The sequence below is a fragment of the Bradyrhizobium symbiodeficiens genome (genome assembly GCF_002266465.3).
GTDB lineage: Bacteria > Pseudomonadota > Alphaproteobacteria > Rhizobiales > Xanthobacteraceae > Bradyrhizobium > Bradyrhizobium symbiodeficiens.
On the sequence record NZ_CP029427.2, the window covers coordinates 3,897,151 to 3,909,215 of the forward strand.

11 protein-coding genes are annotated in these 12,065 nt (G+C 65.0%); 7 read left to right on the forward strand and 4 right to left on the reverse strand.

Features of this window, described 5'->3' with window-relative positions; all coding sequences use genetic code 11:
- Nucleotides 1-659 precede the first annotated feature (659 nt).
- Entirely contained in the window at nucleotides 660-830 is a 171-nt protein-coding gene (locus tag CIT39_RS18050; RefSeq protein WP_162848659.1) for a hypothetical protein, read from the forward strand.
- A 460-nt stretch (nucleotides 831-1,290) separates the two neighbouring features.
- The gene (locus CIT39_RS18055; RefSeq protein WP_094974062.1) at nucleotides 1,291-1,533 is read left to right on the forward strand and encodes a hypothetical protein; all 243 of its coding nucleotides are present in this window, start codon (nucleotides 1,291-1,293) and stop codon (nucleotides 1,531-1,533) included.
- 60 nt (nucleotides 1,534-1,593) lie between these two features.
- Here CIT39_RS18055 and CIT39_RS18060 read toward each other — a convergent pair whose 3' ends face one another.
- Nucleotides 1,594-2,262, reverse strand: coding sequence for a hypothetical protein (locus tag CIT39_RS18060; RefSeq protein WP_094974021.1), 669 nt, complete (start codon nucleotides 2,260-2,262; stop codon nucleotides 1,594-1,596).
- Nucleotides 2,263-2,697: 435 nt separating this feature from the next.
- Nucleotides 2,698-5,802, reverse strand: a complete 3,105-nt coding sequence (locus CIT39_RS18065) for a DEAD/DEAH box helicase (RefSeq protein ID WP_094974063.1) — start codon at nucleotides 5,800-5,802, stop codon at nucleotides 2,698-2,700.
- A 750-nt stretch (nucleotides 5,803-6,552) separates the two neighbouring features.
- Here CIT39_RS18065 and CIT39_RS18070 point away from each other — a divergent pair.
- A complete protein-coding gene (locus CIT39_RS18070) occupies nucleotides 6,553-6,792 on the forward strand; it encodes a hypothetical protein (protein WP_094974022.1) in 240 nt (79 codons plus the stop codon).
- A 158-nt stretch (nucleotides 6,793-6,950) separates the two neighbouring features.
- On the forward strand, nucleotides 6,951-7,235 hold the full coding sequence (locus CIT39_RS18075) for a hypothetical protein (protein WP_094974023.1): 285 nt from the start codon (nucleotides 6,951-6,953) through the stop codon (nucleotides 7,233-7,235).
- Between the two features lie 6 nt (nucleotides 7,236-7,241).
- Here the strand turns inward: CIT39_RS18075 and CIT39_RS18080 are convergent, their stop codons facing one another.
- Nucleotides 7,242-7,634, reverse strand: coding sequence for an NUDIX hydrolase (locus CIT39_RS18080; RefSeq protein ID WP_018317944.1), 393 nt, complete (start codon nucleotides 7,632-7,634; stop codon nucleotides 7,242-7,244).
- Nucleotides 7,635-7,772: 138 nt separating this feature from the next.
- A complete protein-coding gene (locus tag CIT39_RS18085) occupies nucleotides 7,773-8,858 on the reverse strand; it encodes an AI-2E family transporter (RefSeq protein ID WP_094974024.1) in 1,086 nt (361 codons plus the stop codon).
- A gap of 144 nt (nucleotides 8,859-9,002) precedes the next feature.
- Here CIT39_RS18085 and CIT39_RS18090 point away from each other — a divergent pair, with 144 nt between their 5' ends.
- The 3 genes from CIT39_RS18090 (at nucleotide 9,003) to CIT39_RS18100 (ending at nucleotide 11,759) form a co-directional block, all read left to right on the forward strand.
- Nucleotides 9,003-9,290, forward strand: coding sequence for a hypothetical protein (locus tag CIT39_RS18090; protein WP_244607602.1), 288 nt, complete (start codon nucleotides 9,003-9,005; stop codon nucleotides 9,288-9,290).
- 83 nt (nucleotides 9,291-9,373) lie between these two features.
- On the forward strand, nucleotides 9,374-9,601 hold the full coding sequence (locus tag CIT39_RS18095; protein ID WP_094974025.1) for a hypothetical protein: 228 nt from the start codon (nucleotides 9,374-9,376) through the stop codon (nucleotides 9,599-9,601).
- A 109-nt stretch (nucleotides 9,602-9,710) separates the two neighbouring features.
- Entirely contained in the window at nucleotides 9,711-11,759 is a 2,049-nt protein-coding gene (locus CIT39_RS18100) for an acetoacetate--CoA ligase (RefSeq protein WP_094974026.1), read from the forward strand.
- Nucleotides 11,760-12,065: the final 306 nt, after the last annotated feature.

Sequence of the window (12,065 nt, forward strand, 5' to 3'; positions counted from 1 at the left end):
AGTTGGTTTCGCTGCGCCGCAAAAAGAATCGATTTGCAGTTAGATGATGTCGGGCGGAAAATGGCTGCCACCGGGGCTGGCTGCATATTTCACTTAAAGCGTTTCTACCCGGTTCGTTTTGACCTCGGCGCGGGCCGCAGTGGAATCCCCACTGCGGCCATTTGCTTGTGTTACGCTCACGGTGCACTAAACAAAGCGCAGATGACACGGGGCGGACCAACTCCTCCCTCGCAAAAGCGCGCCGGATTCCGATAAAGCCCAGTAGTCGCCCCGAGATGAACCACCCGGAACATCCGCCTATTGTGCCCTCCCCTTCTGGGCATGTTGGCGATGGTTTGCGCAGCGAAAAACAGTCCGCCCGTTCTGATCTGCTGCAAGTGCAGACGGCCGATGACGTTCTTGGCCACGCTGCCGGCCATCTTCACGCTTCCCGCAGTGCATGCCTACCAGTGCCGTCCCTGTCTGCGGGTGGACACCATCCCGCTGGCTTGAGGCCGGACTTGCCGTGATAGCGCGCGCAATGAGTGTGTTGACAGTGGGCTCGACTGCCGCACCCTGCTAGCGCCTGGCGTCCGCAGTCGTTCCAAAAACCACCTCCAAAAACCCGCTGACAACCCGCCGGAAACGTGTACGCTTCTCCCAAAACCGGAGGGAACTGCATGTTTGAAATCAACGGTTTCGACACGGCGGGCGTCGTCAGTCTCAAGCGGCTGTCACTCGCCGCCGCCCTCAAGAAAGCCAGAGAGCTTGTCCGGGACGGCTGCAGGGACGTTCAGGTCGTCGATCCCGCCGGCCGGGTCTACACTTCGTTCGAAGAGCAAGCCGCCTAGCCCCCCGACATTCGAGTATCGCCGCGCCTTTCTCCCCGGCTAACCGCCTCGGCCGACGTTTGACGAGGCGTTGTTCAGCCAGCGCGCGGTTGCCTCGTCGCTCCAGCCGGGGACGGCAAAGCGCACCGGCGGAGTTGCATTCGCGCGGGGTCGATCCACCGCGGGATGGCGTGCGCGAGCGTGATGCACATTTGCGGCGCTTGCGGAGCTGCACAGCACCAGCAACAGACCCATGGCGAACAGAGACCGCATCGCAGCAACTCCAATCGGGCAATCGCCCGCTGTCATCTGATGCGCCGATCGGCTCGCCACAACCCGAGCGCGGCTTCACAAGCTGGAGAGAAGCGCGAGCACCTGCGCTGGTGCAAGCCGGTCCTCAACTGCCGCGCGCCATTGCCAGTCAACTCGTTTGGGAGCAGGCTCGCCCGAGGCGCTCAAGACGCCGCACAGGGAGCGAACCATGAAAGAACCGGGCCTCGATGGCCGCCACCGCGACAAGGATGGCCAGATCAGCAAGAAGCACGGCAATGCACTGGTCGGCACGTTGCGCAAGATTTACGGGAGGGGTTTTGCGGCCGGCTATCCCGATACGACGCAACTGAGCGATGTCCTGCTTCAGCTGAACGAGACGTCGCTGAGCCAGTTGCGCCGTGATCACGACACCGGGCATCTGCAGCACAAGATCGACCACGCCGCGAAGTGACGGGCTGTCGGACCTGACGGCCAATCCCGGGCGACCTCGGTGGATCCGAAGCTGCGCTCGTCAGCTTTCAGGAGCGGCCGTCGCAGCCGGCACCGTCAGCGGCGCGCCTCCGACCGAAACGGGACCCAGGGGCATGACTTCCCTTACCATCCGCTTGCGCAGCGCGGGGGGCAGTCCGTAGCGCGCATGCGCGCGCCGGACCGATGAGGTGACGTCCGACGTCACCGTGTTTTGCAAATTGTCGATCTTCGCCATCAGCGCGGACAGTTGCGAGGAGATCTTCCTCACGTCGACCCGCTCCTCCGTGATGCTCTGCCGAAGCGACAGCAGCACCATTGAATCCTGCTGCAGCAAGACCGAGTTCTGATCCGATGCCTGATTGTTCTGTTGCAGCAACGCGGTGTGTTGCTGCTGGGCCGCCTGAATGTCCTTCAAGGCCGCGACCACGGGATCCGGCTTCGGCACAGACGCCTCCAGGCGCGGCAGAAGTTCAGCCAGACTGGCGACGCTCAGCGACCGAAAATCGGTCGGCGAGGTGTAGATGGCCGCTGCGCCGTTGATGGCGAGGGCGCACACCGCCAGGGCCAAGACGGATTTCCGGCTGGACCGCTTGAGCAGGGCCGGAGCTTCGGAGATTTCGGGTTCGTCCGCTGATGCGGCCGCCGCAAGGGCTGCAGCGTCCAGCTCTTCGGCGAAGCTTTGCGTTTCGAAAGTCGCGGTCATCTGCATTGACCCCAGTGAGCGAGCAACAGGAAGCCGCCCCTGAACCGTCCTCGCGACGACCCCTTGTACGCAGCACCCTTACACAACTGTCTAAAATTGTGAGCATTTCGGATTAATTCCACGTTAGCGGCCGACCACGCTGACCCGCTTGGCGCCCCCGGCCGATTACGGGGACAGTCGCGTGCAGGAGCGATTTCGCCTGTGGCCATCCTTCGAGACGCCCGCCGTTGGCGGGCCCTCAGGATGAGGGCCGAATGCGCGGCACTTTTTCAACGAACATGGGCGCTGCTTAGCCTCATCCTGAGGAGACCGCGAAGCGGTCGTCTCGAAGGACAAGGCGCGCGCAGGTGGTCACGACCTGCCTCTCCGCCGGATTCAAAAAGCCTTGCGCCAGCAGCACTTAGCTACTGTGCATGGGGTTGTTTTCGCATTTTTTGGTCCCTACCCCTCGTCCAGCAGCTCGAACAATTCCTCCACCCGCTCGAACGGCGCGTCCTGCAACTTGGCGTGATGGACCACGCGGTCGCCATCGCGCTGCAACGATTTGCCCCGCGACTTCCGAAGGCGCCCCGGCAGGAACGTTGCGGCTGCAGCCTCAGGCCCGACGTCGAGGCGGACGATGCCTCTGCGCTTGCATTCGAGCCTGATCCGGGCTGCGGCGAAGAAATCGAGCGCGCCTCTCGGCAGCGGGCCGAAGCGGCGTGCGGTTTCCTCCTCGAGATCTTCGAGATCGTCCTCATCCTTGCATCTTGCGGCGCGCGCATAGAGTTCGAGGCGCACCGGCTCGGACTGCACGTAGGTCTCGGGCAGCATGTCGGCGACCGGCAGGTTCAGGTCAGGCACCCACACCGCCTGCCCCTCGTCGAGCTTCTCCGAGGCCATCTTCAGGAGGTGGCTGTAGAGCACCGGCCCGAACACCTGGACGTGGCCGGATTGCTCCTCGGAGAACAGGTCGCCTGCGCCTCGCAGATCGAGGTCGCGCTCGCTGATCGCAAAGCCTGAGCCGGGCTTGCTGAACTCCTCGAGCACGGCCAGCCGCTTCTCGGATTGTCCGGACGCCGTCTCGGTCAACAGATGGGCGAAGGCGCGGATGCCGCCGCGGCCGACGCGGCCGCGCAGCTGATGCAGCTGGGCAAGGCCGAACTTTTCCGGCCAGCACACCACGATGGTGTTGGCACGGGGAATGTCGAGGCCGCTCTCGACGATGTTGGTCGCGAGCAGCACGTCGGCCCGCCCCTCGACGAAGCTCATCATGCGGTCGTCGATCTCGTCGGCCGCCAGTCGGCCGTGCAGGCAGACGATGCGCAGGTCCGGCGCCACCGCCTCCACCCGCGCCAGCATCGGATCGAGATCCTGGATGCGCGGGCAGATCAGGAAACTCTGGCCGTGGCGGCGCTGCTCGCGCAGCAGAGCCGTCGCGATCGCCGCATCCGACATCGGCGCGATCCGGGTCGCGACCGGCAGCCGGTGCACCGGGGGCGAAGCGATCACGCTGAGGTCGCGGAAGCCGGCCAGGCCCGCGGCAAGCGTGCGCGGGATCGGCGTCGCGCTCATCATCAGCACATGGACGTTCTTGGCGAGGCCGGAGAGCTTGGCCTTCTCGGCGGCGCCAAAATGCTGCTCCTCGTCGATGATGACGAGGCCGAGATCGTCGAACCTGACGTCCTTGCCGGTGAGCGCCTGCGTGCCGATCACGACCTTGATCCGGCCGCTGCGCAGTCCCTCCCTGGTCTCGCGCAGCGCCGCACCCGAAGTCGCCCGCGACAAATTCCCCACCTCGATGCCGAACGGGGCAAAGCGCTTCTGGAACGTCGCCACATGCTGCCGTGCCAGCACCGTCGTCGGCACCGCGATCGCCACCTGCTTGCCCGACAGCACGACGGCCGCTGCCGCTCGCAGCGCCACCTCGGTCTTGCCGAAGCCGACGTCGCCGCAGATCACCCGGTCCATCGGGTGACCGGACGCAAGATCGTCCAGCACGTCGTCGATCGCCTTGGCCTGGTCGATCGTCGTGAAGTAAGGGAAACGCGCGACGAACTTCTCATAGACCGATCCCGGCGGAACCAGCCTGTCGCCGCGCCGCTTGCGGCGCTGGCTGATGTGCTTGGCGAGCGCCTTGCCTGCCACCTGGATTTCGCGCTCGGCCTCACCGCGGCGCGCCCACCATGTGCTGCCGTCCGCCTTGTCGAGCGAGAGCTTGCCGAGCTCGGCCGCGTAAGGCCACATCAGCGCCAGATCGGGCGGCGGCACCAGCACCGCATTGTCGCCGGCGAACTTCAGCCGGATCATCTCCCGCATCGCGCCGCCGCCGGTGTTCACGGTCTGCAGGCCGTCGAGCACGCCGAGGCCGCGCTGGAGATGGATGACCACCGTGCCCTGCTCAGGCACATCGGCATGGTCGAAGGCCGCGCTCCAGGCCCGGGCCATCGGCTGCGCATGATGCGCGCGGCTGCCGAGCACGTCGGAGGCGGTCACGACGACGATAGGCTTCTTGCCCGGCACGACGAAGCCGGCATCGAGATCGGCCAGAAGCGCCGCCTCGCCGCCCCGCCCCCGTGCCGCCTCGTCCCAGTCTTCGCAGCGCTGCGCCTTGAGGCCGCTCATCCGTTCCATCACGCGCAAATCGTCCTCATGCGCTGCGACGAGGATCAGCCGCGACCCGGCCCGTCGCGTGTCGTCGACGAAAGCCCGCAACGCCTTCCTGGCGGAGGTCAGCTTCGAAAATTCAGGGATGGTCTGGAACGACGAAGCGCGCGGCAACACCTTCATGCCCCGGCAGAGCTGCTTCCAGTCGCGCCGTCCGAGATATTCGCGCTCACGCTCCGCACGCGGCGCGGCCTCCTCGATCGTATCGAACCAGCCGTCGACATGTGCCGGCACGCCCGCATCGGCGATCCATTTGGCGCGTCCGCAATAGTCGAACAGGCTGGCGCGCTTGCCGCCTTTGCCGGCAAGGCCGAGCCGCTCCGACATGGGATCGACGACAAGCTCCCTGGTTTCGAAGATGATCCTGTGCTCGTTCGGATCGAACGCCACGATCCGCTTGATCGCGCGATCCGAATGCTCGATCCGGAACGGCCCCAACGCGCCCGCAGGGAATATCTCGAAGGTCTGGCCGTGGAACAGCGCCCCGCCCGGATAGTCCGGCTCGTCATCGAGATCGTATCCGAGCGCTTCGAGGCGCGTCTCCAGATCCTGCTCTGAGAACGTGCCGCCGACCTTCAGGCTCACGCTCAGGCGCGACAGGCTCGCCGGTGGCGGCAGTCGCTCCATCACGGCTTCCGCCGTCGAGACGAGAAAGAGCGGCTTCTTGGATTTCGCGATGCGCCTCAGGACGGAGGCTCGACGTCCTGCAAGTTCGTGCGACGGCTCGAGCTGATCGAACGGCAAGGTGTTCAAGCGCGGAAACACCAGCACCTCGCAGGAGGGGTCGAGCGCGTGAATGACGCTGCCGAGCCGCTCCGCCCTGTTCTCGTTCTCGGCGAGAAAAACGATGCCGCTCTGTCCGGACTGTTTCCATTGGACGAGCAGGTGCAGAGCCAGCACGCCGAGCGGCGACGAAGAGGAGATCGCGGCGCGCTGCGCCTCTTTGCTCTTCCCTGGCAGCGCCTTGCGTGACGACGTCCTGTTCGGTGACGTCTTCTTCGGCGACGCCTTGTTCGGTGACGCCTTCTTCGGCGGCGTCTTGGCCGCTCGCGCCTTCTTGGTAAGCCTCACTTGAATCCGTTTCTGGTCGTAAACCGTCGTCAACTGAACGCCAGCCGCCCTCATTTTCGATTCGGCGACTTCTCGCCATGCATATGGGATTTGCCCGGTGAACGCACGCCTGGTGGCAACGTTCGGCGCGGCGCCGCGATCCCGACAATTTGTCTGTTGATCGAGCTCGGACCGGAACTAGCGTGGCGCGAGATCTGCGTCTGTCGATGCGACGCTTGGCGCGATTGTAAACATTCTGCGCACGGAGAGAAACGAAAAAACCCCAGCGCTTGGAGCCACGCTGGGGCGTTTCGAGCAAAATGAACTGGTCAAGCAATGACGTGTTCATAGCAGCGATTTCAGCGCGCGCTTGTGAACTGGTTCACACGTTGCGGCGGACAAACGACCTCAGCGCGGGAGCCCTGAGGTCCGCCGTCCTTTGTGGAGAAAGTTTTCTCGCCGCGGGGGCTTTGGGGGCAGTCGTTCCAGAGCCGCCGGCGGCGGTTCGCCCGTCCAATCACGCCGGAACAGGGTACCGCATTCTCCGGTTTGAGCGCGCACGCTCCACGCGCTAGGGTGCCTGCTTTGACGGAGGCTCATTTGAAACCAATCATTTTCATCGCTGCCATTGCACTGCTTGCGACGGCTCCCGCCCGCTCACAGCCGCTGGTCGATCCCAACAAGGTTGCGCCCGAATATCGCGAGGCGGCCGAGAAGCGCCGGGCCGAGCAGTTGCGCCAGCGCGAATGCGCGCTGAAGGCGGATCTCGAGAAGGTGCTCCCCAGGGATCGCACCGCCTTTCTCAATCAGTGCCTGGAAACGATGGCGGCTAAGCACTGACCGGCAGTTCCGTCCTGCCTGTTCCGCCACTGGCCATGGCCGGACGATGGCGCTTGCTTGCGCGGTCCGCAGGCATCCCAAAACGAAGACATTCAAGCTTTCTTCAGACATTTGGGATCATCTGACGATCCATTTTCCAAAGACATTGTTGTCCGCGCATGAGTTCGGTCCAGATTCAGTGCACGCGGTGCAAGGGCGTGTTCCGCGATCGCGCCGGGCGGTTGCAGGACGGCTATTCCAGGCAATGTCCGAGCTGCGAAGTGGTGCTGTTCTTCGCCGAGGATTCCCAACATCCCTTCGTCAAGCGCGCGATGCGCGATGCGCGCAACGTCCGGAAGCAGATGCGGGAAGCCGAAGCCGCGAAGCGTGCTGCGCCCGAACCGCAGGGGACGCAGTCGCGGAGGTTCGCCGGACGAACGCGGTCGGTGGGACGCGAGGACTAGACTAGCTCACCTTCGCCTCTGCTTCCTCGGAAACAGGCGGTCGCGGATATAGCGCGAGGTCGGCGTCAGGCGGATGCCGCGCGGCTTCTGCCAGGCGGCGCGGTCGATCTCCTTCTTGTCGCCGATCGCCAACCTGCCTTTGGCCGTCTTGGCAATGAAGATCGCGTCGCTCATCTTGCGGCCGGAGCGCTTGTTCCTCGCCGTCACTTCCTTCCAGAGGCTGATCCTGCCGAGCTTCAGCTTGGGCAGCTCCTCCCTGATCTCCCGCCGCAGGCAGTCCTTGTCGGACTCGCGCGCGCGCTTGCGGCCGCCCGGGAACATCCACAGGCCGTCCGACCGCCGTCTGACCAACAATACCTTGCCGCGCCGTGCGGCAACCAGTTTGGAAGACTTCGCCATTGCACCGTCATTGAGACCAGAATCGTCCCAATCGTAACTTGTCTAGTCGAACAGACAAGTTCCCGACGCGCTTTGATCACAGATGCGAGCCGTCGGGTGGCCCGACCCGGCGGAGCGATCGCGCCGTTCGCGGGGGGATCAGCCCTCGCCCGCCCCCGCCCGATCCTCCGTCCTGATCCAGGCCATCATCATCTCCCAAGCCACCGACAGGATGATCGGTCCGATGAACAGGCCGACGATGCCGTGGGCCAGCGTGCCGCCGATCACGCCGACGAAGATCACGATGGTCGGCGTGGTCAGGCCGCGCCCCATCACGAGCGGCTTCAGCATGGTATCGAGGAAGCCGACGAGGACGAGAAACACGGTCAGCAGCAGCGCCGTGGTGACGTCCTTGGCGGTCCAGATCCAGATGATGACAGGCAGCAGCACGAGGAAAGCGCCGATCTGCACGATCGAGAGCAGCAGCACGATGAAGGCGAGAAGGCCGGCGCTCGGCACGGCGGCGAGCTTGAACCCGATGCCGGCGAGCAGCGCCTGCACGATCGCGACGCCGATCACGCCCTGCGCCACGGCGCGGATGGTCGCGCCCGCGAGCGACAGGAAATGCTCGGTCTGCTCGGGCACGATGCGAAACAGGAAACCGCGGCCGGCCGCGACCAGCCGCGGCCCATGGGGAAACAGGAAGCCGGCCACGAACACCGAGACCAGGAACTGGAGCGTCCCGACGCCGGCATCGCCTGCGAGCGAAAGCAGCGGCCCCGCCAGCGGCTGCAGATATGGCGCCACCTCGCGTACCAGCGCGCGGACGTTGGTGTAGGCCTGGTCCCAGAGCTCGTAGAGCAAGGGGCCGACCAGCGGCCACGATTTGAGCCGTTCGGGCGCGGCCTGGAGCGCCAGATCGCCGGTGCCGAGCTGATGCGCCAGCTCGCGCACGCCGTCCACCGCGCTGATGCCGAGCCAGGTCGCCGGACCAATGACGATGCCGAGCGTGATGAGGGTCAGGATCGCTGCTGCGGTCTTGGGCCGGCCGCCCAGGATTTTGGCGACCCAGCTGAAGGCCGGATAGAACGCGACCGCGAGCACGCCGCTCCAGGCCAGGATCGGCACGAACGGGCGGATGATCAGGAAGGTCCAGATGATCAGCAGGGCGAGCAGGCCGAGCCGGATCACCAGCTGGATGACGTCCTCGCCCGTCAGCAGCTGACGGAGACTTTTCACGGGCACGGCCTTCCCTGCAACATGAACGCAACCCCCGGTGCTTGCGAGGCCTGGCCGTTATTGCCAGCAACGCATCCGGCGTCAAGACGAGCGGAACCGGCGTTTGCCCAAGATTAGGAACACATTGGACCATTCCGCATTCGAAAAACGATGACACGCCCGTCCGGAAAGTCCGATGCATTCGCGGGCATACACCGCGGCATCCACTATTCCCTGAGGCCGAATGCCGCGCCGGGCTATTGGCACTATGCCTATGCGATCGGCGGCATGGTCCGCTCCGGACGGGTGCAAGGTAGGCTGCGGCTGCTCGCGGTCAGGCGGGTGCAAATGCGCATCGACCGGGACATGCGACCCGGCAGATCACCCGGCGGCGAAGCCGCGCTGATCTCGCATGACCCGCGATGGCGGCGGCCGCCGGGCTTGGCTAACGCCCGTTAACCGGATTTCCCCGCCCCGGTTTACGCCACTGCAAACGCCGGTGACTACCGTGGGTCGAGGTCAACAAAAACCATTCCGTGCAAATGGCCAACAGCATCTGGACGATCGAAGAATTCACCTGTGCAGGTTGCGGCATGAACTACACCGCGACCAGGGAAGAGCACAGCGAGGCCCACACTGGCAGCTTCAAATGCAGCATCTGCAGCGGCATGGTGCACGCCTGGTCCGGCAAGCATCATTTCTTCGGCTGGCAGGCCGTGAAGACGAGGCCGCCCGTGTTCGGCAGGCGCTGGGCCGACGTCGAATGGTAGGCTGAGGCACGGCGCCTCCGCCCCGTCATTGCGGCCTGCGTGAACTGCGGCTTCTGCTACTCTGCGGCATCAGTTAGACTCTCCGCCCCGCAACTGAAGCCGATGGTCAATGTCCGCTCCCTCCGTTCCCCAGATCGCCCTCTACCGCAACTGGCTCGCCGAGCAGCGCGGCCTCACTTTTGCTGATTACGAGGACATGCGGCAATGGTCGGTACGCGATCTCGACGGCTTCTGGCGCAGCATCTGGGACTATTACGATCTGCAATCGCCGACGCCGTTTGCGGCCGTGCTCGCCGAGCGCAGGATGCCGGGCGCGGTCTGGTTTCCGGGCGCGCAGGTCAACTATGCCCGGCAGGTGTTCCGGCATGTCGCGTCGGCTGATGCCGCCGGCCTGCCCGCGATCGTCAGCGCCGGTGAAGACGGCAGGCTGACGGAGACGAGTTGGCCGGAATTGCGGCGCAAGGCGGCCGCGCTCGCGCTGCACCTGAAGGACCAGGGCATCAAGCCCGGCGACCGCGTCGCGGCCTATTTGCCCAATATTCCCGAGACCATCGTCGCGTTTCTCGCAAGCGCCAGCATCGGTGCGGTCTGGAGTGTCTGCGCGCCCGACATGGCCGCGCCCGCCGTGATCGACCGCTTCAAGCAGATCGAACCCAAAGTGCTGATCGCCTGCGACGCCGTCGCCTATGCAGGCCGGCGGCACGACCGGCGCGATGTCGTGGCCGAGTTGCGGCGTGCGCTGCCCACGGTCGAGCATGTCATCCTGCACGGCGAGACCGTTGCGCCTGCCGCACCGGCGGCACTGCTTTCCGACATCCTCGCAAGGACGAGCGCTGCGGTCGATGCGTTCGAGCCGATGTGGCTGCCGTTCGATCATCCGCTCTGGATCGTCTATTCCAGCGGCACCACCGGGCTGCCGAAACCGATCGTGCACGGCCATGGCGGCATCGTCATCGTGGTGCTGGCGCTGCTCGGCCTGCACAACGACATCGGCTGCTCCTATCACCCGAATTCGTTCGGCGAGCGCTATCACTGGTACTCTTCGACCGGCTGGATCATGTGGAACTCGCAGGTCGGCGGCCTGCTCAGCGGCACCACCTGCTGCATCTTCGACGGCAGCCCCGGCGGCGCAAAGGACAAACCGGACTGGACCACGCTGTGGCGCTTCGTCGCGCAGTCGAAAGCGACCTTCTTCGGCGCGGGCGCGGCGTTCTTCGCCAACTGCGCCAAGGCCGAGGTCGATCTTGCCGCCGCCGGCGACCTGTCACGGCTGCGCTGCCTCGGCTCGACCGGCTCACCGCTCAGCGCCGACACGCAAGGCCACTTCAACGAACGCTTTGCAGCTTTGTCGAAGAGCAACGGCAGCACGGCGCAGGCCGACATCTGGTGGGCGAATATCTCCGGCGGCACGGATTTCGCGGGCGCCTTCATCGGCGGCAATCGCGAGTTGCCGCAAACGCCCGGCGCGATGCAGTGCCGCCTGCTGGGCGCGGCCGTCGAAGCCTTCAGCGAACAGGGCCGCGCCGTCACGGACGAGGTCGGCGAACTCGTCTGCACAGAGCCGATGCCCTCGATGCCGCTGTATTTCTGGAACGACGAGGACGGCGCACGCTATCGCGCCAGCTATTTCGAGACCTATCCGGACAATTTCGACGGCAGCGGCCGCGGGCCGGTGTGGCGGCACGGCGATTGGCTCAAGGTCAACCGTGATGGATCCTGCATCATCTATGGCCGCAGCGATGCCACCATCAACCGCCATGGCCTGCGCATGGGCACTAGCGAGCTCTATTCCGCGATCGAGGCGATGCCGGAGGTGCTCGACAGCCTGGTCGTCGACCTCGAATATCTCGGCCGCGACAGCTACATGCCCTTGTTCGTGGTGCTGCGCGACGGGGTCGCGCTCGACGGCGCGATGCAGGCCAGGATCAACAAGGCGATCGAGGCCGGCCTCTCCCGCCGGTTTCTGCCGAACGAGATCTTTGCCGTCGCCGAGATCCCGCGCACGCTCTCCGGCAAGAAGCAGGAACTGCCGATCAAGAAGCTCCTGCTCGGCCATCCGGTCGAGAAGGTCATCAACAAGGAAGCGATGGCCAACCCCGCCTGCCTCGACTGGTATCTCGCCTTCGCGCGCGACTATCTGGCGCGAAGCGCTGCGTAGCTTCCATCAACCTCCGCCGAAATTGGAGGGATCGAGATTCCTGTTCTCCGACGGAGGGATCGGTGGCCGCCCGGGAAATTTGTACCAGCCGGGCGGCACCGGCGTGTCCTCGGCCGGGTGAGCGACGACGGGGTGGCGCGGGCGGGCGTGGTGACCCGGCGCAGCGGCAGCCGCGCATCCCGACATCAAGAGGATCACAATCGGGATGAACCGCATCGCATAGGCTCCAAATCTCCATCCAGACTGTCATATGGTGCGAGAACTATGCTGTGCCCACGCACAAGCGCCATCACGTCCGGTCACAAC

What these genes read in the sequence shown, in the direction of transcription:
- CIT39_RS18095 (WP_094974025.1), top strand. Translation starts at nt 9,374, where the DNA reads ATGGCCAACAGCATCTGGACGATCGAAGAATTCACCTGTGCAGGTTGC.
- CIT39_RS18100 (WP_094974026.1), top strand. Translation starts at nt 9,711, where the DNA reads ATGTCCGCTCCCTCCGTTCCCCAGATCGCCCTCTACCGCAACTGGCTC.
- CIT39_RS18055 (WP_094974062.1), top strand. Translation starts at nt 1,291, where the DNA reads ATGAAAGAACCGGGCCTCGATGGCCGCCACCGCGACAAGGATGGCCAG.
- CIT39_RS18060 (WP_094974021.1), bottom strand. Translation starts at nt 2,262, where the DNA reads ATGCAGATGACCGCGACTTTCGAAACGCAAAGCTTCGCCGAAGAGCTG.
- CIT39_RS18090 (WP_244607602.1), top strand. Translation starts at nt 9,003, where the DNA reads ATGACACGCCCGTCCGGAAAGTCCGATGCATTCGCGGGCATACACCGC.
- CIT39_RS18080 (WP_018317944.1), bottom strand. Translation starts at nt 7,634, where the DNA reads ATGGCGAAGTCTTCCAAACTGGTTGCCGCACGGCGCGGCAAGGTATTG.
- CIT39_RS18050 (WP_162848659.1), top strand. Translation starts at nt 660, where the DNA reads ATGTTTGAAATCAACGGTTTCGACACGGCGGGCGTCGTCAGTCTCAAG.
- CIT39_RS18075 (WP_094974023.1), top strand. Translation starts at nt 6,951, where the DNA reads ATGAGTTCGGTCCAGATTCAGTGCACGCGGTGCAAGGGCGTGTTCCGC.